The 25577-nt window shown below is 33.7% G+C and carries 21 protein-coding genes and 1 tRNA gene; 12 read left to right on the top strand and 10 right to left on the bottom strand.

Features of this window, described 5'->3' with window-relative positions; genetic code table 11:
• Nucleotides 1-22 precede the first annotated feature (22 nt).
• From ygiD to R3L15_RS13825, 3 genes are all read right to left on the bottom strand, one after another.
• Nucleotides 23-847, bottom strand: a complete 825-nt coding sequence (gene ygiD / locus R3L15_RS13835) for a 4,5-DOPA dioxygenase extradiol (RefSeq protein ID WP_338734150.1) — start codon at nucleotides 845-847, stop codon at nucleotides 23-25.
• Between the two features lie 87 nt (nucleotides 848-934).
• On the bottom strand, nucleotides 935-1516 hold the full coding sequence (locus R3L15_RS13830; RefSeq protein ID WP_338732370.1) for an ester cyclase: 582 nt from the start codon (nucleotides 1514-1516) through the stop codon (nucleotides 935-937).
• A gap of 86 nt (nucleotides 1517-1602) precedes the next feature.
• The gene (locus tag R3L15_RS13825) at nucleotides 1603-2436 is read right to left on the bottom strand and encodes an AraC family transcriptional regulator (RefSeq protein ID WP_338732369.1); all 834 of its coding nucleotides are present in this window, start codon (nucleotides 2434-2436) and stop codon (nucleotides 1603-1605) included.
• A 250-nt stretch (nucleotides 2437-2686) separates the two neighbouring features.
• Between R3L15_RS13825 and R3L15_RS13820 the strand changes: the two genes are divergently transcribed.
• Both R3L15_RS13820 and R3L15_RS13815 read left to right on the top strand, forming a co-directional pair.
• Nucleotides 2687-3613: a PfkB family carbohydrate kinase gene (locus R3L15_RS13820; RefSeq protein WP_338732368.1), complete on the top strand. Its 927-nt coding sequence runs from the start codon at nucleotides 2687-2689 to the stop codon at nucleotides 3611-3613.
• Between the two features lie 57 nt (nucleotides 3614-3670).
• Complete coding sequence (locus R3L15_RS13815; protein ID WP_338732367.1) at nucleotides 3671-5569, top strand: amidophosphoribosyltransferase; 1899 nt, start codon at nucleotides 3671-3673, stop codon at nucleotides 5567-5569.
• A 473-nt stretch (nucleotides 5570-6042) separates the two neighbouring features.
• Here R3L15_RS13815 and R3L15_RS13810 read toward each other — a convergent pair whose 3' ends face one another.
• Nucleotides 6043-6651 (bottom strand): superoxide dismutase, encoded by a 609-nt coding sequence (locus R3L15_RS13810; protein ID WP_338732366.1) that lies wholly within the window; start codon nucleotides 6649-6651, stop codon nucleotides 6043-6045.
• A gap of 139 nt (nucleotides 6652-6790) precedes the next feature.
• Between R3L15_RS13810 and R3L15_RS13805 the strand changes: the two genes are divergently transcribed.
• The 5 genes from R3L15_RS13805 (at nucleotide 6791) to R3L15_RS13785 (ending at nucleotide 16309) form a co-directional block, all read left to right on the top strand.
• A complete protein-coding gene (locus R3L15_RS13805) occupies nucleotides 6791-9937 on the top strand; it encodes a UvrD-helicase domain-containing protein (protein ID WP_338732365.1) in 3147 nt (1048 codons plus the stop codon).
• 22 nt (nucleotides 9938-9959) lie between these two features.
• Nucleotides 9960-11153, top strand: a complete 1194-nt coding sequence (gene kbl / locus R3L15_RS13800; RefSeq protein ID WP_338732363.1) for a glycine C-acetyltransferase — start codon at nucleotides 9960-9962, stop codon at nucleotides 11151-11153.
• Between the two features lie 125 nt (nucleotides 11154-11278).
• Nucleotides 11279-12637, top strand: a complete 1359-nt coding sequence (locus R3L15_RS13795) for an OmpA family protein (RefSeq protein ID WP_338732362.1) — start codon at nucleotides 11279-11281, stop codon at nucleotides 12635-12637.
• 73 nt (nucleotides 12638-12710) lie between these two features.
• The gene (locus R3L15_RS13790; RefSeq protein ID WP_338732361.1) at nucleotides 12711-15458 is read left to right on the top strand and encodes a PD-(D/E)XK nuclease family protein; all 2748 of its coding nucleotides are present in this window, start codon (nucleotides 12711-12713) and stop codon (nucleotides 15456-15458) included.
• 83 nt (nucleotides 15459-15541) lie between these two features.
• Complete coding sequence (locus R3L15_RS13785; RefSeq protein WP_338732360.1) at nucleotides 15542-16309, top strand: hypothetical protein; 768 nt, start codon at nucleotides 15542-15544, stop codon at nucleotides 16307-16309.
• Nucleotides 16310-16375: 66 nt separating this feature from the next.
• On the opposite strand, the gene R3L15_RS13780 is transcribed toward R3L15_RS13785, so the two are convergent.
• Both R3L15_RS13780 and R3L15_RS13775 read right to left on the bottom strand, forming a co-directional pair.
• Nucleotides 16376-16449, bottom strand: a tRNA-Ala gene (locus R3L15_RS13780).
• A 54-nt stretch (nucleotides 16450-16503) separates the two neighbouring features.
• Nucleotides 16504-17301: a universal stress protein gene (locus R3L15_RS13775; protein ID WP_338732359.1), complete on the bottom strand. Its 798-nt coding sequence runs from the start codon at nucleotides 17299-17301 to the stop codon at nucleotides 16504-16506.
• A gap of 136 nt (nucleotides 17302-17437) precedes the next feature.
• Between R3L15_RS13775 and R3L15_RS13770 the strand changes: the two genes are divergently transcribed.
• Nucleotides 17438-18772, top strand: a complete 1335-nt coding sequence (locus tag R3L15_RS13770; RefSeq protein ID WP_338732358.1) for an MATE family efflux transporter — start codon at nucleotides 17438-17440, stop codon at nucleotides 18770-18772.
• A gap of 7 nt (nucleotides 18773-18779) precedes the next feature.
• A complete protein-coding gene (locus R3L15_RS13765; protein WP_125466597.1) occupies nucleotides 18780-18965 on the top strand; it encodes a hypothetical protein in 186 nt (61 codons plus the stop codon).
• Between the two features lie 87 nt (nucleotides 18966-19052).
• Here the strand turns inward: R3L15_RS13765 and R3L15_RS13760 are convergent, their stop codons facing one another.
• Nucleotides 19053-19523, bottom strand: a complete 471-nt coding sequence (locus R3L15_RS13760) for a 2OG-Fe(II) oxygenase (RefSeq protein ID WP_338734149.1) — start codon at nucleotides 19521-19523, stop codon at nucleotides 19053-19055.
• 143 nt (nucleotides 19524-19666) lie between these two features.
• On the opposite strand from R3L15_RS13760, the gene R3L15_RS13755 reads away from it, so the two are divergent.
• The 3 genes from R3L15_RS13755 to R3L15_RS13745 are packed head-to-tail and all read left to right on the top strand — an operon-like array spanning nucleotide 19667 to nucleotide 21307.
• Entirely contained in the window at nucleotides 19667-20116 is a 450-nt protein-coding gene (locus R3L15_RS13755; protein WP_338732356.1) for a 6-carboxytetrahydropterin synthase, read from the top strand.
• 49 nt (nucleotides 20117-20165) lie between these two features.
• Nucleotides 20166-20918: a UDP-2,3-diacylglucosamine diphosphatase gene (locus R3L15_RS13750; protein WP_338732355.1), complete on the top strand. Its 753-nt coding sequence runs from the start codon at nucleotides 20166-20168 to the stop codon at nucleotides 20916-20918.
• 5 nt (nucleotides 20919-20923) lie between these two features.
• Entirely contained in the window at nucleotides 20924-21307 is a 384-nt protein-coding gene (locus R3L15_RS13745) for a hypothetical protein (protein ID WP_338732353.1), read from the top strand.
• A 5-nt stretch (nucleotides 21308-21312) separates the two neighbouring features.
• Here the strand turns inward: R3L15_RS13745 and R3L15_RS13740 are convergent, their stop codons facing one another.
• The 3 genes from R3L15_RS13740 to recJ form a co-directional block, all read right to left on the bottom strand.
• The gene (locus R3L15_RS13740; RefSeq protein WP_338732352.1) at nucleotides 21313-22581 is read right to left on the bottom strand and encodes an MFS transporter; all 1269 of its coding nucleotides are present in this window, start codon (nucleotides 22579-22581) and stop codon (nucleotides 21313-21315) included.
• Between the two features lie 122 nt (nucleotides 22582-22703).
• The gene (locus R3L15_RS13735; protein ID WP_338732351.1) at nucleotides 22704-23813 is read right to left on the bottom strand and encodes an OmpA family protein; all 1110 of its coding nucleotides are present in this window, start codon (nucleotides 23811-23813) and stop codon (nucleotides 22704-22706) included.
• Between the two features lie 76 nt (nucleotides 23814-23889).
• Complete coding sequence (gene recJ, locus R3L15_RS13730) at nucleotides 23890-25572, bottom strand: single-stranded-DNA-specific exonuclease RecJ (RefSeq protein WP_338732350.1); 1683 nt, start codon at nucleotides 25570-25572, stop codon at nucleotides 23890-23892.
• Nucleotides 25573-25577: the final 5 nt, after the last annotated feature.

The raw sequence follows: 25577 nt of genomic DNA, 5'->3' as shown, positions 1-25577 counted from the left end.
AATTTCCCATTTAAATCCAATCCTATCCTATTTTTAAGGAAGTCATTGTTAAGGATCCCGCAACAGGCTTATCGTTAAATAAGCTTATTTTTTCATTGTCCTCTTTTAAGGCCAAACTATAAAGTAGTGGCAAATAATGTTCTGGTGTAGGAATTGCCAAATCGAAGGCTTTTCCTTGCGATTTAAAATCAATTAAAGGCTGAAAATCGCCACTCAAAATATGTCTTTTCATTGCTTCGTTGGCTTCAGTTGCCCAATCAAAAGCAAATTCTTCGTTAAGTTTGTTCCATGCTACTCTTCTTAGGTTATGCACCATATTCCCACTACCAATAATTAACACACCTTTTTGGCGAAGACTGTTTATTTGTTTTGCTAATTCATAATGATAACGTGCTGGTTTGGTATAATCAATACTCATTTGTACAACTGGGATATTAGCATTCGGGTAAAGGTGCTTTATAACACTCCATGCACCGTGATCAAGCCCCCATTTGTCGTCCAAACCAACCTCTGTTTGGGTAATTAGGTTTTTTGTTTGTTTGGCCAACTCTGGACTTCCTGGTGCTGGATACTGCACATCGAACAGCGCTTGTGGGAAACCACCAAAATCGTGAATTGTTTTTGGGTGCTGCATGGCTGTTACAAACGTCCCTCTGGTTTCCCAATGAGCAGAAACACATAAAATGGCATTAGGTTTTGGTATTTCTTTACCTATTTTTCTAAACCCTGCAACAAATTCGTTTTCCTCAATGGCATTCATTGGGCTTCCGTGACCTAAGAATAATACAGGCATTTTACTTGTATTACTCATGTTTGAGGTCATTTTATCTAATTCTCTTAAATTCATAGCTGAACCTATTAGTGGCACTAGTGCCAATGATTTTATAAATTTTTTTCGATTCACAGAGCAATGTTTTCAAGTTTTACTTTTATTTTATTGAGCTAGCCCAATTTGTTTCATAAAATCTTGGTTGTCGTAAAATAAATACTCCTCTGTCATTTTTCCATCTTTCCAATGGGCTATGGTTGCCATTCTTAATTTGAATTTTTTACCTGTAGGAGCAATTGTTTTCCCATCACCAATTGGCATTGGCTTTGTAAAAGCTCCTTTTAACTCTCCTATAACAGCTATCCAATCGCCATTTCCAAACTTTACAGGATGATTTTCTATACGAGTATCAGGCGCAAATACAAACATAGGTTTTAAATCGGTAATATGTGCTGGATATAACCCTTTGCTAATGCTTCCATCTGCATTATAAACAACAATATCGCTAGCATGACTGTGACTAAATTTATCCCATTTTTGATTTGTATAAAATTCGTAGTCTAACGTATCAAACACCATTAAACGTTGTTGTGTTTTTGTTTCGGCATCTTTATAGGTTTGTAATTCGGCTTCTAAAGTTTTTATTTTAGATTGCAACTCTGTGCTATTGTTTGTACAGTTAGTTAAAAATACTGCAAAACTTACAACAGCTACTACTTTACTTAATGTTTTAAAATTTGTTTTCATTTTGAATAGTGTTTAATATTCACATTGCAAAAATGCGTACAAATGATGCTTTGTTTTTTACACTTTTCGGAAGTCTTAGGGTAATTTTAGGAAATGAGCGAGTTTTGCATCTCTTCACGGAAGTCTCCTGGCGATTGCCCAGACTTCTTTTTAAATACTTTAGAAAAATAAGACCCTTCGCTGTACCCTAACTCATAGGCTATTTCAGCAACTGTTTTGTTGGTAGAAATTAACAGGTTTTTGGCCTCGATTAATTTTCGAGTTTCTATAATTTCTGAAACGCTTTGCTCTAATATATCTTGACAAATTATGTTTAGGTTTCTTGAAGACATAAATAGTTTTTCTGCGTAAAATTCTACTCCTACAGGTCTATGATAATTTTCTTCTAGAATGCTTAAAAAATTACCAAACGAGATGTGTTGCGTTTTTGGGGCGGTTTCATCTGTTGGAAGCATTTTTTTTCTTTCAGATTCTATCATTGTTAAAAGCGCACTTAATAACTGCCTAATTATGGCGTAGTCTATTTGTTCCTGCCGTGTTTCGTCAAACATCATTTCGCAAATGGTAACCAATCGTTGAAAGCAATTGTCTCTTTTTAATTTTATATTGGCTTGGTTATGATATAAAGAATATAATTGAAAGGTAGTTTCTGGTATGAATTCGCTTTTAAACCGAATGCCCCAAATTTCACAGTTACCCTTTATGGGTTTTGGTACTACTCTATGCATTTTCCCCTTGGTTACAAAGCTTATAAAAGGCGCTTGTATTTTTGATGATTCAAAATCTATAAAATGCTCTAATTCACCTTGAATTCCTATAAGAAGCTCTTCAAAATTATGATTATGAGGTTCGTTTGGTAATTCCGAAATTCGTTTTGCTTCTGTTGCATCTACCTTAAATATATGAAAGAGCTTATTCATATTCGTTAAATTTGTATGTCATGTAAGGGTTAGGTTTCTATAACTAATTTAATTAAAAAACTCTTGATGCAGAGAAAATTATTATGGCTTTTTTCTGCAATATAATTTGTCATGCGTAGTGCAAGAGCCATATAAAAGATTAAAAATCTATATTAAATCGCTTACAACAAGTAAATACGCCACAAACCATTATTATACTGCTCGTCTTTTAAAAAACCACTATATTTGCAAAAAATTCATAACACCATAAATGAGCAAATTAGTTATTGTAGGTACAGTAGCCTTCGACGCTATTGAAACACCATTTGGCAAAACCGATAAAATTTTAGGAGGAGCAGCTACTTTTATAGGTCTCGCAGCTTCTCAATTCGATATTGATAGCGCAGCAGTGTCTGTAGTAGGCGGCGATTTTCCACAAGATTATCTAGACCTACTTCAAAATAAAAACGTCGATATTTCTGGAGTTGAAATCGTTAAAGAAGGAAAAACATTCTTTTGGAGTGGACGCTACCACAACGACATGAACACTAGAGATACTCTAGCGACAGAACTTAACACCCTAGCCGATTTTAATCCTGTAGTTCCTGAAAACTATAAAAACGCCGACTATGTTATGCTAGGAAACCTACATCCGCTAGTACAACTAAGCGTGTTAGAACAAATGGAAAGCAAACCAAAATTAGTTGTATTGGATACTATGAATTTTTGGATGGACAATGCTTTAGAAGATTTACACAAAGTCATTAACAAAGTTGATGTTATTACCATAAATGATGAAGAAGCAAGACAACTAACGGGAGAATACTCTCTAGTAGTAGCTGCTAGAAAAATTCATGATATGGGACCTAAATATGTGGTTATTAAAAAAGGAGAACACGGTGCGTTATTATTTCATAATGGTAATGTTTTCTACGCGCCTGCTTTACCTTTAGAAGAAGTTTTCGATCCAACAGGAGCTGGCGATACCTTTGCCGGAGGTTTTATTGGTTTTTTAGCAAAAACTGATAATGTTACTTTTGAAAACATGAAAAAAGCCGTAATTTATGGATCAACACTAGCATCATTCTGTGTTGAAAAATTTGGTACAGAACGTATGCAAAATCTAGAAAAAAAATTGATCCACAAACGCTTACAAGAATTTAAACAACTAACACAATTCGATATCGAATTAGCATAAACAGGCGCGCTCAAAATTGAGCGCGTTTTTTAATTACATAACAACACAACACACATCATGAGCGACGCACTTAAACACGAATGCGGAATTGCACAAATAAGGCTTTTAAAACCCTTAGAATACTACAAAGAAAAGTACGGTAGCGCTTTTTATGGCGTAAATAAAATGTATTTAATGATGGAAAAACAGCACAATCGCGGTCAAGATGGTGCTGGATTTGCAAGCATAAAACTAGATACTCAACCTGGCGAACGCTACATTAGCCGAGTACGCTCTATAGCACAACAACCCATACAAGATATTTTTGGGCAAATTAACGAACGTATTAATAAAGAACTTGCCGAGCATCCAGAATACGCCAACGATGTTGCCCTACAAAAACGCCATATTCCGTATGTAGGCGAAGTCCTTTTGGGACATGTACGCTATGGTACTTTTGGAAAAAATAGTGTGGAAAGTGTTCATCCATTTTTACGTCAAAACAATTGGATGCACCGTAACTTAATTGTTGCCGGTAACTTTAATATGACCAATGTTAATCAACTATTCGACAAATTGGTTAAACTCGGCCAGCACCCAAAAGAAAAAGCCGATACCATTACTATAATGGAAAAAATTGGACACTTTTTAGATGATGCTGTATCAAAAATATATAAGAAACTTAAAAAAGAAGGCTATAGTAAAAATGAATGCTCACCTTTAATTGCCGAGCGTTTAAACGTTGCTAAAATTTTAAGAAAAGCCTCAAAAGATTGGGATGGCGGTTATGCTATGGCAGGTTTACTTGGGCACGGCGATTCGTTTGTGCTTCGCGATCCTGCTGGAATTCGCCCCGTTTATTACTACAAAGATGATGAAGTTGTTGTCGTTGCTTCTGAACGCCCGGTTATTCAAACCGTTTTTAACGTAGATTTTGACGACGTTGAAGAATTAGATCCTGGACACGCCATAATTACAAAAAAATCTGGCGAAGTCGCTATTAAAAAAATTATAGAACCTCTAGAAAGAAAAGCGTGCTCCTTTGAGCGTATTTATTTCTCAAGAGGTAGCGATGCTGAAATTTACCAAGAACGTAAAGAATTAGGTAAACTACTTATGCCAAAAGTATTGGAGTCTATAGAAAATGATACAAAAAACACCGTTTTTTCATACATTCCTAATACAGCTGAAACCTCCTTTTTTGGAATGATTGAAACGGTAGAAGCACATTTAAACGAAAAGAAAACCCAAGCCATTTTTGATGGTAAAGGTCAATTATCTGCAGATCAAGTCACCGATATACTTTCTGAAAGACCTCGCATTGAAAAAATTGCCATTAAAGATGTTAAACTAAGAACATTTATTACAGAAGATAGTAGTCGTGACGATTTAGTCGCTCACGTTTACGATGTAACCTATGGCGTAATTAAACCTACCGACAATCTTGTTATTATAGACGATAGTATTGTACGAGGCACCACATTAAAAAAGAGTATTATAAAAATGATGGATCGCTTAAGCCCTAAAAAAATTGTTGTGGTCTCATCGGCGCCTCAAATTCGTTACCCAGATTGTTACGGTATTGATATGGCTAGGCTAGAAGACTTAATTGCCTTTAGAGCCATGTTAGAGTTATTAGAGGAAAACAATAAATATCACTTGGTAAAAGAAGTTTATGATAAATGTAAAGCCCAAGTAAACTTAGAAGATAAAGACGTAAGAAACTTTGTAAAAGATCTATATAAGCAATTTACAGACGATGAGATTTCTAATAAAATCGCACAACTTATTTCTGATGATACAGTAAATGCTAAAGTAGAAACCATTTTCCAACCTGTAGGAAACCTTCATAAAGCTTGTCCTAAAAATTTAGGCGATTGGTATTTTACAGGCAATTACCCTACTGTTGGTGGAAATCGTGTTGTTAATAGAGCGTTTATTAATTTTTACGAAGGGAACAAAGAAAGAGCCTATTAATCAAAGAGTTACAAATACACTTTATCCTACAAAATAAACTGTTTGGCTAATAAAATAGCATTTTATCTATTTTTTAACGCAACTTAATTTAATAAAATCTACCTTAGTAATACCATAACATAAGTAGGTTAAGTTCATGGTAGATTTGGGGCAAAAAAGGCGAACATCTTGTTCGCCTTTTTTATTAAAACCCTAGCTATTTCTTAAGAAAACACTCGTTTCTGCTTCTCTTTTTAACTTTTAGACTGATTTATAAGCAGTTTATCCAATATTTTTAATCGGTTTTAGCCTATTCCATAAATTTGTCATCACCATAACATAAGTAGGTTAAGTTTATGGTAGATTTGGGGCAAAAAAGGTGAACACTTGTTCACCTTTTTTCATTTTAATTCGGTTTATAAAATAGAATCACAATAGAATAAAAAAAGCAAACCATTTAGGTTTGCTTTTTTCTGTACTATTAAAACGTATTGTTATTTAGCTTCGGCATAACGACGTTCTACTTCGTTCCAGTTAATTACGTTAAAAAACGCTTCAATGTAATCTGGTCGTCTATTTTGATAGTTTAAGTAATAAGCATGCTCCCAAACATCTAATCCTAAAATAGGTGTTCCTTGGCAAGTTACACCTGGCATTAATGGATTGTCTTGGTTAGGTGTTGAACATACTTCAACTTTCCCTCCTTTGTGTACACACAACCAGGCCCATCCAGAACCAAATTGTGTTGCCGCAGCTTTACTAAAAGCATCTTTAAACGCCTCTACAGATCCAAAAGCATCTTCTATAGCGTCTTTTAATTCACCTGATAGGCGTCCTTTTCCTTCTGGATTCATCACTTCCCAAAATAACGAGTGGTTGTAAAATCCACCACCATTATTTCTAACAGCAGCATTATCCATATCTAAATTTGTAAGGATATCTTCTATTGTTTTTCCTTCTAGGTCTGTACCCTCAATAGCAGCATTTAACTTAGTGGTATAACCGTTATGATGTTTTGTATGATGTATTTCCATAGTACGTGCATCAATATGTGGTTCTAATGCATCGTATGCGTATTTTAATTTTGGTAATTCAAAAGCCATAATATGTTATGTTTTAATGATTAAACTTAATTCTTTAGCCAAATTTAATGATAATTGAGGAGTTTCAGGACAAATTGAAAATAATAAATTGTTATGAAGTTATCGATTGTTTTTATCTTGTACCAAAACAAATTAATAAATGCCACAACAAGATACGTTTACCATTTATAATGCTTCGGCCGGAAGCGGAAAAACCTATACGCTAGTAAAAAACTATTTGCAAATTATTCTCGCTTCAAATAATCTTTTAAAATTTAGAACACTTCTCGCGTTAACCTTTACCAATAAAGCCGTTAACGAAATGAAATCGCGTATTATAGAAACGCTAAAGCTTTTTTCTGAAGAAAGCATTCTAACGGCAAATCACCCTATGTTTAATGATCTAGCACAGGAACTTAGCATCTCTCCTAAAGACCTCCATCAAAAATCTGCAACACTGCTGCAAACTATGGTACATAATTATGCGGCTTTTGATATTTCTACTATAGATAAATTTAATCATAGACTAATAAGAACCTTTGCTCATGACTTAAAACTACCTGTTAACTTTGAAGTAGAACTAGATACAACTTATCTATTAAGTAAAGCCGTTGATTTACTTATAGAAGAAGCTGGCACCAATAAAAAACTAACCAAAGTGTTGGTTGACTTTGCTATTGAAAAAGCCGATGACGACAGAAGCTGGAATATTGCTTACGATTTTAACCAAATAGCAAAACTTTTAATTAACGAAAACGACATTCCTTATATAAACCAACTTAAAGGAAAAACTGTTACAGATTTTGCCAATCTTAAAACAGCCTTACTTAAAACTCAAAAAGAAAAAAGCGATCACATTATAAAACAAGCTAAAGACGCTTTAGAACTTATTGAAGCTGCCAGTTTAGAACATAACGATTTTAGCCGCGGCTCGCTCCCAAAGTATTTTACAAAACTTGTTAATGCTAATTTTAAAGATGAGTTCACTGCTGCTTGGCAAAAAGATTTAGTTGAAAACAATACGCTTTACCCAAAACGAGTTTCCGATAATATTGCCCAAATTATTAATGACATACAACCACAATTAGCGGCTTTTTTTGAAACAACAAAAACAGCTATTGCCGAGTATAATTTTCTTAAAAACTGTATAAAAAATATAACGCCACTATCAGTAATACATGCCATTAGTGAAACCTTAGACACTATTAAAAAAGAGGACGACTTACTATTGATTTCAGAATTCAACACCCTTATACACAACGAAATCAAACAGCAACCAGCACCTTTTATTTACGAACGTCTTGGCGAAAAGTTTAAACATTATTTTATCGATGAATTTCAAGACACCTCTATATTACAATGGACTAATTTAACGCCTTTAATAAGCCATGCTTTGTCTAACGAAAATTTAAAAGGCGAAACAGGAACAGCCATGTTAGTTGGCGATGCAAAACAAGCTATTTACCGCTGGCGTGGCGGACGCGCAGAGCAATTTATAGATTTATATACAAAACACACAAACCCTTTTCATATTGATGCTAAAGAGAAATCTTTAGAGTATAACTTTAGAAGCGCCAAAACCATTGTAGAGTTCAACAATGCGCTATTTAAGCACCTGTCTAGTTTTGTGTTTTCAAATCCTAACCATGCAGCCATATATCAAGCCAGCGAACAAAAAATATCGATAGAAAAAACAGGGTATGTAGAGCTTTCTTTTTTAGATGTTAAAGAACAAGACAAAGATGAATTACATTGTGAAAAAACACTACAAATAATACAACAAACGCTTAAAGAAGGTTTTGCACTTGGCGATATTTGTATTATTACCAGAAAAGGGAAAGAAGGGGTCGCTATTGCTGAGTATTTAAATAATCAAGGTTTAAATGTTGTCTCATCGGAATCATTATTACTCAGTAATGCACCAGAGGTTCAATTTCTTGTGAATATGTTTCAACTTAGTTTGCAACCCAAAAACAACGAGACAAAATTTGCACTATTAACATTTATAGCAGAACATATTTTAAATATTAACGATAAGCATAATTTTTATGCCCAATACATAAGTTTAAACCCTGTAGATGCATTTAACCGATTATGTGAAAATCAAATAACTTTTGATTTTAATGATGTTTCCAGTCTTCCTATTTACGAAGCTACCGAAAGTATTATACGCGCATTTAACTTATGCGAAAAACCTAATGCTTACATCCAGTTTTTTCTAGATGAAATTTTAGATTACTCCCATAAACACGATGCAAGTATTTCTGGGTTTTTAGAGCTTTGGGACAGAAAAAAAGACAAGCTCAGTATTGCTGCGCCGCAACAAAGCAATGCCATCCAGATTATGACTATTCATAAATCAAAAGGGTTAGAATTTCCTGTGGTTATTTTTCCTTATGCCAATCAAGACATTTATTTCGATAAATCGAAGATTTGGTTTCCCTTAAATCCAGATGAATTTCATGGAGTACCATATGTGTATATTAATAAAAATAAAGAGCTTGAAACCTACGGAAAAATAGGTGAACAATTATATATAAACTCGCAATCCGAACTCGAACTAGATGCTGTAAACTTACTTTATGTCGTTTTAACACGCGCCGTTGAACAGTTATATGTTATCTCTGAATTGGATTTAGATAGAAAAAATCAAGAGAAGCTTAAAAAATATTCTGGGTTACTAATTAACTACCTTAAAGCCAACCAGCTTTGGGACAACAATAAAACAGAATACCACTTTGGCAGCTCCAAAAGAACGCTTCAACCTAAAACAAAACAAGCTACCAAAACATTAAACAGGTTTATATCAACACCTAGAGAACAACACCGCTTAAAAATTGTAACAAACTCTGGATATTTGTGGAACACCAATCAAGAAGTGGCGATTGAAAGAGGAAATTTAGTCCATAATATTATGGCCAACATTAAAACCCACGACGATATAAATTCTGTTTTTAAAGATTATATAATACAAGGAAAAATAACTCCAACACAAGAACAGAACTTAAAAGCCATGGTGTTACAAATTAGTAATCATCCACAGTTAACAACTTATTTTAACAACCAACAAGTCGTCTATAACGAAAAAGATATTATAACTAAAGAAGGAACTATTTTAAGACCCGACAGAATAGTTATTGATAAAAATCAAAAAGTCACCATTTTAGATTATAAAACAGGCCAAGAAGAAGAGAAACACCAAATACAAATAGAACGTTATCATGATGCCCTTAAAGACATGGGATATAAAGTAACCAAAAAAATACTCATTTACATTAATAAAGAAATTACGGTAAAAGAATTATAAATTTGCAAAAAACAACACAATCATGTACGGAAAAATAAAAGACTATTTACAAGAAGAATTACAACACATAAAAGACGATGGTTTATTTAAAGAAGAACGCATTATAACATCGTCTCAAGATGCAGAAATTACATTAAATACTGGAGAAAAAGTACTAAACTTCTGCGCTAACAATTATTTAGGATTAAGTAATCACCCTGACGTTATTCAAGCTGCTAAAGACACTATGGATACCCATGGATTTGGTATGTCCTCGGTCCGTTTTATTTGCGGAACACAAGACATCCATAAAACCCTTGAACAAAAAATCGCCCAATTTTATCAAACCGAAGACACTATTCTTTATGCAGCGGCTTTCGATGCTAATGGTGGTGTTTTTGAACCATTATTAACTAAAGAAGATGCTATAATTTCCGATTCCTTAAATCATGCCTCTATTATCGATGGTGTTCGTTTATGTAAAGCTGCTAGATACCGTTTCCAAAATAACGATATGGCAGATCTTGAAAAACAACTTATTGCAGCAAACGAAAATGGCGCAAGGTTTAAAATTATAGTTACCGATGGCGTATTTTCTATGGATGGTTTAGTGGCTCCATTAGATAAAATTTGCGATTTAGCTGATAAATACGATGCCCTTGTAATGATAGACGAATGTCACGCAGCTGGTTTTATAGGCGAAACAGGTCGTGGTACTTTAGAAGAAAAAGGTGTTATGGGACGCATAGACATTATAACAGGAACATTAGGAAAAGCTTTGGGCGGCGCTATGGGAGGTTATACCACAGGAAAAAAAGAAATAATAGAAATGTTGCGTCAACGTTCTAGACCATATTTATTCTCTAACTCATTAGCACCAGCTATTGTAGGCGCTTCAATTAAGGTATTCGATATGCTTTCTAATAATACCGAGTTAAGAGACAAACTAGAATGGAACACAAACTATTTTAAAAATGGGCTTAAACAAGCCGGTTTTGATATCATTGATGGCGATTCTGCCATAGTTCCTGTTATGCTTTACGATGCTAAGCTATCGCAAACCATGGCTAATATGCTACTTGAAGAAGGTATTTATGTTATAGGTTTCTTCTATCCAGTTGTACCAAAAGAAAAAGCTAGAATTCGAGTACAGTTATCTGCAGCACACGAAAAAGAACATTTAGATAAAGCCATTAAAGCATTTGTTAAAGTTGGGAAAAAGTTGGAAATCATTTAATTTTTTCTTAGAATAGCCTATAAATTAGGGCAAATATTCAATATTTTTCTATATTTGTCTTTGTTAATATTATTTAACAACTTACTTTTGCTTACAATTAACACTTAAAAATTAAATTTTTGAATATGAAAAATCTTAGCAGATTATTGTTCGCGATGTTGCTTATATTTGGCTTAAGCAATGCCAATGCGCAAGATGAAAACAACCCATGGGCCATAAGTCTAGGAGTAAACGCGGTTGATTTTTACCCTACTGGTGAAGATGCTCCACTTGGCGATTACTTCGACGAATATTTTAATGCCACAGATCACTGGAACATTTTACCTTCACTTTCTAGCCTTACTGTATCAAGATATATTGATAGTGGTTTTAGTTTAGGTGTTACAGGTTCTATTAACAGAATTGACAGCTACGGTGATGCCTCTGTTAATGATCTTTCTTACTACGGACTTGACGGTACAGTTAAATATAGCTTTTCTGAAATTTTAAACTCAAACTGCATTGAACCTTTCTTAGGTGTTGGTGGTGGTTACACTTGGGTTGACGAAATTGGAGCTGGTACTTTAAATGGAACTGTAGGAATTAATTTCTGGTTATCAGAGCATATTGGTTTAAACTTCCAAAGTACTTACAAGCATGCCTTTGAAGATTATTTAGACACACACTTCCAACATACTGCTGGTTTAACATTTAAGTTTGGTGGTAAAGATACAGATGGTGACGGTATCTACGATAAAGACGACGCTTGTCCAGAAGTTGCTGGTCTTGAAGAATTTAACGGATGTCCTGATTCTGATGGAGATGGTATCGAAGACGGTAAGGATGATTGTCCAAACGAAGCTGGTTTAGCTGAGTTTAACGGATGTCCTGATACAGATGGTGACGGTGTAGCTGATAAAGATGATGCTTGCCCTGCAGTAGCTGGTGAAAAAGCATTAGCTGGATGTCCAGATGCTGATGGTGACGGTATTGCTGATAAAGATGATAACTGTCCTAACGAAGCTGGTCCATCTGAAAACAACGGATGCCCATGGCCAGATACTGATGGTGATAATGTTTTAGATAAAGACGATAACTGTCCAGATGTTCCTGGTACTGTTGCAAACAATGGTTGTCCAGAACTTTCTGAAGCTGTACAAAAATCATTAAACGCATACGCTAAAACAATCTTATTCGATACAGGTAAATCTTCAATCCAATCACGTTCTGAAGAAGTATTAGCTAACATTATTGATATCTTAGAAGAATACCCTAATGCTAAGTTTACTGTAGAAGGTCACACTGATAGTGTAGGTTCTGAATCTTTAAACATGAGATTATCTGAAGCTAGAGCATTATCTGTTAAAGATTACTTAGTAGAAAATGGTATCGACGAATTTAGATTATCTTCTAAAGGTTACGGTGAGTCTAAGCCTATCGACACTAACAAAACTAGAGCTGGTAGAGCTAACAACAGACGTGTAGAAATTAACTTAGTAAAATAATTACTGGTTAAACACACCATATAAATTTTTAAAAAAACGCTCCGATTTTCGGGGCGTTTTTTATTTTTATAACATGACAACAACATTTCTTGAAGACGTAATTATAGACCTAAAAAAACAAGGTCAGGATGTTTCTAAATTAACCTTTATACTCCCTAGTAAAAGAGCAGGTGTATTTTTAAAGAATACCTTGCATAAACATATTCCTGGAACATTTTTTTCACCTGAAATAGTTTCTATTGAAGAGTTTGTTGAACAAATATCTAACTTAGAGCGCCTTTCTAATACAGAGTTATTTTTTGAGTTTTATAGCGTTTACCTTAACATTACTCCTAAGGAAGAAATTGAGCCATTTGATAAGTTTTTTAAATGGGCACAAATAATAATTCAAGATTTTAATGAAATCGATCGCTATTTAATCGAGCCCAATAATATCTTTGATTACTTAAGCGAAATAAAAAAAATAGAGCACAATCATTGGTCTATAGAGGCTAATCAAACATCGTATATAAAAAACTATTTGTCCTTCTGGAATAGGTTAAAACTATATTATCAAACATTAACTAAACAACTTATATCCAAACAAAAAGGCTACCAAGGCCTTGTTTATAGAGAAGCATCAAACAACTTACATGCTTTTATAAAACAAAACACAAACGAAAGATTCATTTTCGCTGGATTTAATGCACTTAATAAAGCGGAAGAGGTAATTATTCAAGAATTGTTAAATCAAGGACTAGCAAACATCTACTGGGATATTGACAACCATTTTGTAAAAAATAAGTTGCATGATGCTGGCCATTTTATTCGATCTCACAAAAAAAATTGGCCTGTTTTAAAAAAACACCCTTTTAAATGGAACGCCAACCATTACCATACTGATAAACAAATAGCTGTTACAGGAACACCTAAAAATGTGGGACAAATAAAATACATTGGCGGTTTATTAGAAAAACTAAACACTGTAAACCAATTAAAAAACACAGCTGTTGTTTTAGGAGACGAATCGCTTCTTATTCCATTAATTAACTCCTTACCAGAAAACATTAATGCAATAAATATTACTATGGGCTTACCGCTCCATCAAATCCCATTAGCATCTCTTTTTGAAAAATTATTCGGTATCTATAAATCGAAAAAAACCATTATCTATTACAAAGAGGTCGTAAACATATTATCGCATGAATACATTAGACCGCTATTTAAAGATAACAACTTAAATTATGCCAATGTTATTATAGAACATATACAAACAAATAACATTGTCTCGCTTTCTGTACATGAACTTTGTGAAATTGCGCCTAATAAGAAGGAATTACTCATACAACTTTTTATAACTTGTAGAAACAATCCAATACAAGCATTACACCACTGTAAAAACATTATTTTAAATATTAAAACTCACCTCGACAGTAATAAATCGAACAATTTACTGGCTTTAGAATATTTATATCGCTTTAACGAAGTATTTAACTCCTTAGAGCAAATGATGGAACAATTTAATTATATAGAAACCGTTGACACATTATATAGCTTATACAGAGAACTTATAAAAAATGACACTCTAGATTTTCATGGTGAACCCTTGCAAGGCCTGCAAATTATGGGAATGCTAGAATCTCGTGTCTTAGATTTCGACACCGTTATTATAGCCTCTGTTAATGAAGGTATTTTACCAGCAGGTAAAACACAAAACTCATTTATTCCATTTGATGTAAAACGAGAAAACAAACTTCCTACATACAAAGAAAAAGACGCTGTATATACCTATCACTTTTACAGATTATTGCAACGCGCCTCCAATGTTCATATTGTTTACAATACCGAACCCGATGTGTTAAACGGTGGCGAAAAAAGCCGATTTATAACACAATTAGAAATAGACGAAACTCATAATGTAGACTCATCCATAGTAACGTCTCCAGTACCGTCAATATCAAAAAAACTATTAGAAGTTGAAAAAAATAACGCTGTATTAAATCGGTTAAAAGACATCGCACAAAAAGGGTTTTCTCCTTCAGCACTAACAAACTATATTAGAAACCCTTTAGACTTTTATTCCCAAAAAATTCTAGGCATAAAAGAGTTTGATGACGTTGAAGAAACCGTAGCAGCAAACACCTTAGGAACAACAATACACAACACGCTCGAAGACTTATACAGGCCACTAATAAATAAAAAATTAACAGAAGACTTGCTAAAAAACTTAAAAGAGAATGTATCTCGTCTTGTACATAATCATATAAAAAATGAATTTAAATCTGGTGATATTACTACAGGGATAAATCTTATTATTTTCGAAATCGCTAAACGCTATGTCAACAACTTTATCAACCTAGAACTTAATCAGATTAAAAACGGTGATGTTATAAAAATACTCGCTGTCGAAGCTTCTTATAAAGTGCCTTTACATATCCCTGAACTTGATTTCCCGGTACACTTAACTGGTATGGTTGACCGTGTTGATGAGTTTAATGGCACAATAAGAGTCATAGATTATAAATCTGGAAAAGTAGAACCTGGTAAAGTAAAAATTAACCAATGGGAAGACCTTACAACCGATTACGATAAATACAGTAAACCATTTCAAATATTGGCCTATGCTTATATGATGAATTATAATAATCCGTTTGAAAAACCCATTCAAGCTGGCATTATTTCTTTTAAAAATTTAAGCCAAGGGTTTATGCCGTTTTATGAAAATAAAAGCAACCTCATAACTCAAGATACTTTAGATAATTATTTTCAAGAACTAAAACAGCTAATATTAGAAATTTGCAATCCTAATAGTCCATTTGTAGAAAAAGAAATCCACCAATAAGTTATCCATTATACGTCATATGCCGTATTTTAATAAATCTTGTTTTGTTGTTATTTTGAAAATAAATCAACACATGTAATATTATGACATCAAAACTTCTTTTAGTCTTAACATTATTTTTTACAGGACTTACATTTTCTCAAGACAAAGTAAAATATACCGATGATGAAATAGATATGCTAAAAGCATACTATTTTAATGAAGGCTTTAACACACCTGCTAGAAAAAAGCTTTCTACACTAATTATGAAAGATGGCACGACTTATAAAGGCTATTGCAAAAGTGTTATTACAAAAAAGGGACAAATACACAAAGTGTACTTTAAAGACAGTATTTCTGGAGATAAAATGACACTTAATGTAAAAGATATTGCCGAAGCTTATTTGTTTGCCAGTGGTATGGAAAAATTTAACAAAGCTTCCAAAAAAATGAATAATTGGGGAATGGGCAGAAATAGCATGAGCAAAGTAACCTCTAGCGATCAAATTTATTTTGAAAACCAGATGGTTTCTTTAAAAAACAAAAAAGACAAGCAAGAATTTTTAATGCAGCTTTTAAACCCAAATTTTAGTCATGTTATTGCGGTATATCACGACCCTCTTGCAAAAGAAACTGGTGGTGTTAGGTTTGGTGGGGCGCCTAAAATTGGCGGCGGTGTTATAAAATCGTATTATGTAAAAAAGGGCGACAAAATTATTTGGCTACATAAAAGTGATTTCGAAGAGAATTACAACTTCTTATTTGGCGACAACGAAAAATTTATAAAAAAATACCCTTACAATGCTGTAGACTGGGATTGGTTTAGCGGCTTGGTATTGGAGTACACAAAAATGTCCTCAGATAAAAGTTAAGCAGAAAATCGTATTTTATTGTACGCTTTAAAATGAAAAACCCCGAAACTGTTCGGGGTTTTTGTGTGGAGCATATCGGAGTCGAACCGATGACCTTTTGGCTGCCAGCCAAACGCTCTAGCCAGCTGAGCTAATGCCCCTTTATAAAGCGAAAATAGTATTTTTATAAAAATAAATACGTTTTTCTACTAAATTTATTTCAATCCGCTTAATACTAAAACTGGTAAGGTAGTACTGTTAAAATCTTTTTTTAGAATGGTATTCTTTTCCCAAAGTTTAGTAAAAAAACCGCGTTTTCTTCTTACCACACATAGTAAATCAGGATCATTATCTTTATAGTGTTCTAATACGCCTTGAAATGTCGTGGCGTTTTCACTTTTAGTGGTTTTGGTAAGCAGTGCTGCTAATTCCTCGTTAACATCAAAATCACCTTCATTGTAAAACGGCGTTTTTACCAATAATAAATTAACTATCGATTTAAATTGGTTTTGAATATCCTTTAATGGTTTTAAAACACCTTCTTTCTTAATATTAGCTGATTTTAAAGCGGTTAAAATATAAATAATAGGCTTAAAAGTATAGCCTTCGGGAACAATTAATGCAGGAATATTTGTTTGCTTAACAATTTTACCCGAGGTCTTACCCAAGTACACTTCTTCCCGATTAGAGTTGGTTCTTGGCTCAATTAAAATTAAATCTATATCGAGTGTTTTGCAAACCAATTCTATAGTATCTATAAGTTTTCCTTTAAACGTTTTAACGACAACCTCAACACCCTTTTTATTTACTTTACTAACATGAGAATTTAAAAAATCTAAACTTTCACGTTCTAAAATATGATCCACTTTTAGCATGGTTCCTGCCTTAGTATATACATTGTAAATTTGTACCACATACACCTTGGCGCCAAAAGCTTTAGCAAAATCTATGGCGTATTGTAAATGGTTTACAGCATTTTTAGAGGATCCTACAGGAACTAATATAGACTTCATAATCAATATTCTAAACAAGTTAGAATGCAAAAGTACACATTAAATTTATTTTGAAGGAATGTTCGTAAAATGTATTCATTTAATAAATTTTACGACCTTAGCAGTTATAAAAATTTCACACTTACAATTTTATCTCTTGAACGCAGATTTAAGCACAAAAAACATAAACCGATTAGCCATTCCTGCATTAATAGCTGGAATTTCCGAGCCAATACTATCATTAACCGATACGGCTGTAGTTGGTAACATCGATGTTAATGCTACCCAATCGCTTGCTGCTGTTGGTATTGTTACAACTTTTTTGTCTATGCTTATTTGGGTATTTGGACAAACACGGAGTGCTATTTCGTCGATTATTTCACAGTATTTAGGGGCAGGAAAATTAGATGAAGTTAAATCGTTACCAGGACAAGCTATTGTTATTATTATAATGATTAGTGTGTTTATTATTGTAACCACATTTCCATTTTCTAAGCATATTTTTAAGCTATATAATGCTTCAGGATTGATACTTGATTATTGTGTAGAGTATTACAACATACGAATATTTGGGTTTCCGTTTACATTATTCACAATTGCTGTTTTTGGGGCTTTTCGTGGACTTCAAAACACACTATATCCTATGATTATTGCCATTATTGGCGCATCAACCAATATTGTTTTAGATATTGTTCTTGTTTATGGCATAGACAATGTAATTCCTGCTCTGCACATTAAAGGTGCTGCTTATGCTAGTGTTATTGCTCAGGTTTTAATGGCACTTATTTCGGCTGTTTATTTACTTAAAAAAACGCCCATACCACTAAAAGTGCAATTACCATTAAATAAAGAACTTAAAAAATTTAGTGTTATGGTACTTAACCTCTTTATAAGAACCATTGCGCTTAATGTGACATTATATTTTGCCAGTTCCTTTTCAACGAGTTATGGCGCCGAATATATTGCCGCATACACTATTGCAATAAATATTTGGTTTTTTGGGGCTTTTTTAATTGATGGTTATGCTAGTGCTGGCAATATCTTATCCGGGAAACTTTACGGTGCAAAACAATACCATTCCTTAATTAAATTAAGCAATAAACTTATTGGTTTTGGAATCGTTTCTGGAATAGTTATCGCTATTTTTGGCGCGTTGTTTTACTATCGTATTGGCGAAATTTTTACCGATGACCAAGCCGTTTTAAATCAGTTTTATAATATTTTCTGGATCGTACTAGCCATGCAACCACTTTGTGCTTTAGCATTTATTTTTGATGGCATGTTTAAAGGCTTAGGAATGATGAAATACCTCAGAAACCTCTTGCTCTTTGCTACTTTTATTGTCTTTATTCCTGTCCTTTTATTTTTAGACCAGTTGGAATATAAACTCTATGCTGTTTTTACAGCCATGACCTTTTGGATTATCGCCCGTGGCGTACCATTAATTATAAAATTTAGACAACTCTTTTTACCATTAGCACAAAAACAATAACTTTGTTATGCTTATAAAACAGGTTATGTTAGCGCTATTACAACAAGTAAATATTGAAGAAAAAATAAAAAATGCTCCTGATAATCACTATGAAATAGGTGTGTTTATTGGAACCTTACTGCCTTTTGTCGTATTAGTTGCTATTGCCTACTTATTTTATAGGTACAATAAAAATAAAATGAACAACAATTAATTATGGGTAATCAACTCTTTTTGCTTTTAGCAGTCGTTTTAATTATCATCTATTTTTATAACCGAAATAGAGGCCGCAGAAGATAACTTATCGTGTTTTTAACCATCCAGTAATACTAAGTCTTTTAGTGTTTACAGGTTTTACTTCATGCTCTAGCAACTGACTCTCAAAAATAACCATCCTACCGGGAAATGGGTAAATAACTTTTGGTATTTCTTGCCCTTCATTATTTAAATACAACACCAATTCGCCACCATTTTCTGGCGTCCAATCTTCATCATTCAAATAACAAACTATAGACAATTTTCGTCTATCATCTTTTTGAAACATATCTAAATGGCGTTTATAAAATGTGCCTTTAGGATAAATGACATAATGAAACTCTTTATGCAAAATTCCCATAAAACATGTTTTGTTTAAGTAAGCAATTAAATCGTTTACTTTAGTAAAAAATAACTGTTCGGAAGTATTGGCTTTTGCTTCATCAATCCAAAAAATTTGATCGCCACGAATAGTCTTTACAATACTGTATTGTTGCTCCAGTAAATCGGAAATAATGCGTTAATATTGTGGGTTTTCAACAAAATCCAATCGCACAAAAAACTCACTCATAAACTTAAATCACAAAAAGTGTGTAAATGTAATTTAAAACCCGATTGCTTTTACAAAATCGATACCTTTGCAATGAAATTTTTTACAACATGAGTCATATTAGAATCACTAAACTATTTTCTTTTGAAACAGGACACGCCCTTTACGGCTACGACGGAAAGTGCAAAAATGTACATGGACATAGCTATAAACTATCGGTAACTGTAATAGGAAAGCCTATTAACGATACTTCCAATGTAAAATACGGTATGGTTATCGATTTTGGTGATTTAAAAAAAATCGTGAAAGAAGATATTGTTGATGTGTTTGACCACGCTACGGTTTTTAATAAAAACACTCCTCACATAGAACTCGCTAAAGAACTACAAGAACGCGGGCATAATGTTATGCTAGTCGATTATCAACCAACAAGTGAAATGATGGTCATAGATTTTGCAAAAAAAATTAAAAAACGCTTACCTGACAACATTAAACTACACGCTTTAAAACTTCAGGAAACCGATACGAGTTATGCCGAATGGTACGCTGGCGATAATTAAAATTGATTTGTTATGCTAAACTTGGCTTAGCATCTATTATATTTACTTCATGAATATCCCAAAAGGAAAAAATATATATTTTGCTTCCGATAATCACTTAGGAGCACCCAATAAAAAAATGTCGTTGCCACGCGAAAAAAAGTTTGTTAACTGGTTAGACAACGTTAAACAAGATGCGGCGGCTATTTTCTTGCTTGGAGATTTATTTGATTTTTGGTTTGAATATAAAACTGTAGTTCCTAAAGGGTTTACGCGTACTTTAGGAAAACTTGCCGAAATTTCGGATGCTGGCATTCCTATTTACTATTTTGTGGGCAACCATGATTTATGGATGAATGGTTATTTTGAAGAAGAATTAAACATTCCCGTATACCATAAACCCAAAACATTTACGTTTAACAACAAAACTTTTTTAATTGGTCATGGCGATGGTTTAGGCCCTGGAGATAAAGGTTATAAACGCATGAAAAAAGTCTTTACCAATCCGTTTTGTAAATGGTTGTTCCGCTGGTTACACCCAGATTTAGGCGTAAAATTGGCTCAATATCTTTCTGTAGAAAACAAACTTATTTCTGGTGAAGAAGATGCCAAATTCCTTGGTGAAGATAACGAATGGTTAGTGCAATATTGCAAACGAAAAGAAGCCCAAAAACATCACGATTTTTATGTGTTTGGTCACAGACATTTGCCTTTAGAAATAAACCTCAACGAAACATCTAAATACATTAATTTAGGCGATTGGATAAACTACTATACCTATGGTGTTTTTGATGGGGAAACCTTTAAACTTCATACATTTTAATTAAAATGAAAAAAAGCTTATTATTACTTTTAACACTCTCTTTTTTGTTTTCTTGTGCTGAAAAACCTTCCAATTGTAATGCCTTTAAAACAGGAACATTTAAATACACTGGAGAATCATCATTCCCAGGTGTTATAACAAGAACAGCATCCTCACAAATTGAAGTTGTGCCTCAAAATGGTTTAGAAGTTCATAGCGATATTGAGTGGGTATCAGATTGTGAATATATTTTAACTTACACAAAAGTAGTCAGTAATACCATTGGCTCAGAAGGTATTGTAGGAAAGCAAATGCATGTAACTATTTTAGAAGCTAATGAAAATACGTTTTTAATTCATGCCAAAAGTGATGCTATAGACGACAATTTAGAGCTTATCAAAATAGAGTAATCTATCTATTCTTCATCATCATGTGCTTCTACATCTTTGGTTAGATCTAAACGGCGGAATGAAGGCGAAATTAATCCCATAGAAATTACCGTAAGTAACGTCATAGAGCCACCAAAAACTACAGCTGTCACAGTTCCCATTAATTTGGCTGTTAAACCACTTTCAAAAGCTCCTAATTCGTTAGAAGACCCAACAAACATTGAATTTACCGAAGCCACACGGCCACGCATATGATCGGGGGTTTTTAATTGCAGAATAGTTTGTCTAATCACTACAGAAACACCATCAAATACACCACTAAAGAATAAAGCAAATAATGAAATCCAGAACATTTCGGATAATCCAAAAACAATAATACTCACCCCAAAACCAAATACTGCTCCTAGTAGTTTTAACCCAGCTTTTCTACTTAAAGGAATATAGGCTGTAACTAACATGGTTATAAAAGCCCCTACTGCTGGCGCAGCACGTAATACACCAAACCCTTGCGAACCAACCTTTAAAATATCTTGTGCAAAAACAGGTAATAAAGCAACGGCGCCACCAAATAATACGGCAATCATATCTAAAGTTAATGCCCCAAGAATAGCCTTCGTACCAAAAACAAAACGCAAACCTTCTTTTAAACTTTTGCCAACAGGCTCACCTATTTTAGGGTTTAAAATAGGTTTTTTAGAAACATTTAATAACGCTATTAAAGCAAATACTGTAAAGCCAAAAATTAAGCACATAGACCAATGTACGCCAATCCAATGAATAGAAAACCCAGCTAATGCTGGACCTAAAACCGCCGCCATTTGCCATGTAGAACTGCTCCAAGTTGCCGCATTTGGATAAAGCTTTTTAGGTACAATTAAAGCTACTAAAGAAAATACTGTTGGCCCAATAAAAGCCCTAACAAAACCTCCTAAAAACACCAAAAAGTAGATACTGTATAAAATAAGTTTTTTATCCCAGTCTTTTATAACTAAATCCCAGGTAAGTAAAAACAAGCCCAAGCTTATTATTGAAAAGGCTAAAATACATTTAATAAGCAGGTTTCGTTTTTCCTTTTGGTCTACAACATGACCTGCAAATAATGCCATAGAAACCGCTGGAATAACTTCCATTAAGCCAATAATTCCTAATGATAGTGGATCTTTAGTTAGAGAATAAACTTCCCATTCTATGACAATAAACTGCATGGACCATGCAAAAACTAAAGCAAACCTTACTAAAAGAAAAATATTGAACTCTTTAATACGTAGGGCTGCGTAAGGATCTTTTTTTGCCATGTCTCAAACTTATTTTGAAACGTACAAAAGTACAATATGAAATCCTGCTGAAAAAAGAATTATACTAATTTTAGCTATATGATAACAAGCAGAGTGCAATTTTAAGTTATCTTATTACCGACTTACTTTTCTATTAATTTAAACGCTACCCGACGGTTAATCGCTCTGTTTTTCTCTGTGTTATTTTTTACTATTGGTTTTGAGCTACCATAGCCAAACCACTTTATTTTTGTTTTATCTAATCCTTTATTTATTAAATAGTCGGATACAGCTTTCGCACGTTGTTCAGATAATTCCTGATTTCTTTTTTGAGTGCCCACATTATCGGTATGTCCATAAATTTCAATATGTAGCTCAGGGTGTTTAATCAAATGTTCATATAAATTATTTAGTTCGTTTTTTGAAGCTTTTAATAATGTTGCTTTATCAAAGTCGAAAAGCACATTTTTAAAAGTATAGGTTTTGCCTTTTTTAAAAGAGTGTTCTTTTTCTATTGGAGCTTTTATTTTTAATTCATTAGTATCCTCTTGTAATAAAGAAAGCACCACATCATCTATATAATAATAGGCCATAGGCTTAAACTTATTTCGTTCTATTTTTTCAACATCACTTTTAAAATTACTCTCAAAATTTCCTATCAAGAAATATGTTTCAAACCCTTTTGCTTTATAGCTACATTGTATTTGCACCCATTGTGTTTTATTATTAAGGTAATTCTTATTAAAAATAGGAACAAATGCCACATTATCTGCTCTGGCAGCAACTTTATGTGCGTTAATAACACGGTCGTAATTTATATTACTCATCTTACGGTCTAAAAAATAAACTCCAAAATGCCTAATCGCTCTATTTGACCGTTCTGCAAGGCTTACATAAAATGAAATTTGATATGTTTTATCTTTCTCTAATGTTTGAGAAAGTGTTCCTTGAATATACTCTCGATAATTACCATGAGTGAACCCATAAAGACCTGCATATCCTTTTCCTGTTCTAGGGTTTTGTTGCCCATTAAAGTTTGTATATCCTACTGTTTTACTACATTTATTAAAATAGTCGGGGGTTCCGCCCGTAGGTCTTAACCAATATTTTACTCCTCTATCCTCATCAAAGCTAAAATAACCTATGCTTTCAGGACAATTTTTAAACTCTTCGAAACTGGGGTTTTTAACTAAGTTTTGAGACAGAAGAATGGTTTGAAATAGAAAGAAAAAAGCTAATAGTTTATATTTCATTTTAGAAGAACGTAAACTTGAAAGAGTTTATTTTAATTTGACTTTGTCTTTCTGAATCAAGTTCAGAATGACAGTTCTATTTTATATCTCGCAACTTCAATTGTAAAGACACATTACCATTCCAGTGATTTTCATCGATTGAATATACGGCCTTAAAAGGATTTTTATTAGAGATTAGCGATAATTTCTCTCCTAAACCAAACCCAATGCCTACTATTTTTTGAGAACCATTGGTAACCGTAACACGTAAATGCGACCCATCGCCAACTTGTTTTCCATAACCTGTGTCTTGTAAATGTTCACTCATAAAAACAGGGGTTCTATTGCCTGGACCAAAAGGTGCAAATTGTTTTAAAATACGGTAAAATTTTGACGTTATATCGCTTAAATCTATTTTGGCATCAATAGAAATTTCTGGTGTTAATAAGGTTGAATCTATTGTTTGCGAGACTTCATCCTCGAAAGCTTGTTTAAAAGCTTCATAATTTTCTGGGTGAAGCGTTAATCCTGCGGCATATTTATGACCTCCAAATTGCTCGATATGCTCACTACAAGCCTCTAAAGCATTGTAAACATCAAACCCAATAACCGATCGTGCTGAAGCTGCCAATTTATCGCCACTTTTGGTAAATACTAGAGTTGGCCTATAATACGTTTCGGTTAGTCGAGACGCCACTATGCCTATAACACCTTTATGCCAATCTTCTTGATAAACCACTGTGGTTTTTCGGTCGGTTTCGTTTTGTTCAATAATTTGCTGAAGGGCTTCATCGGTTATACGGCTATCTTCCTCTTTCCTATCGGTATTAAAGGCTTCTATTTCCGTAGCAAAAGTAATCGCCAAGTTAAAATCGGTTTCTGTTAGTAAGGTTACAGCATGATTGCCGTGTTTCATTCTTCCTGCGGCGTTAATGCGTGGTGCTATAATAAAAACCACATCGGTAATACTTAATTCTTCTTTTTTCACTTGAGCAATTAGTGCTTTAATACCAGGTCTAGGCTGATTATTGATTACTTGTAATCCAAAATAAGCCAACACTCTATTTTCTCCAGTAATGGGGACAATATCGGCTCCAATAGCAATAGCGACTAAATCTAAATAATGGGTTAAATCTTTAATGGTTTTTCCTTCATTCTTCGCCAAGGCTTGTATAAGCTTAAACCCAACACCACATCCACAGAGCTCTTTATAAGGGTAATTACAATCGGTTCGTTTGGGGTCTAAAACAGCAACTGCTTTTGGAATGTCTTTTCCTGGTCTATGATGGTCGCAGATAATAAAATCAACCCCTTTTTCTTTGGCATAGGTGACTTTATCGACTGCTTTTATACCACAATCTAAGGCAATAATAAGTGAAAACTCATTGTCTTCTGCAAAATCAATCCCTTTATAAGAAACACCATAACCCTCTTGATAACGATCGGGAATATAGGTTGATACTAAATCGGTTCGTGTATGTAAGTAACTACTTAGTAACGACACTGCCGTCGTGCCATCCACATCGTAATCGCCATACACTAAAATTCGTTCGTTATTGGCAAAAGCTTGTTCTATACGCGCAACAGCTTTATCCATATCTTGCATTAAGTACGGATCGTGTAAATGGCTTAAACTTGGACGAAAAAACCGTTTAGCATCTTCATACGTTTCAATACCACGCTGAACTAACAAAGTTGCTACAAATTCATCAACTTGTAAGGCGTCTTGTAGTTGTGATATTTTTTGTGGTTCGGGTTTTGGTTTTAAAGTCCAACGCATAAAAA

The organism is Mangrovimonas cancribranchiae (assembly GCF_037126245.1).
Classification (GTDB): domain Bacteria; phylum Bacteroidota; class Bacteroidia; order Flavobacteriales; family Flavobacteriaceae; genus Mangrovimonas; species Mangrovimonas cancribranchiae.
This window is presented reverse-complemented; position numbering and strand designations above follow the sequence as displayed.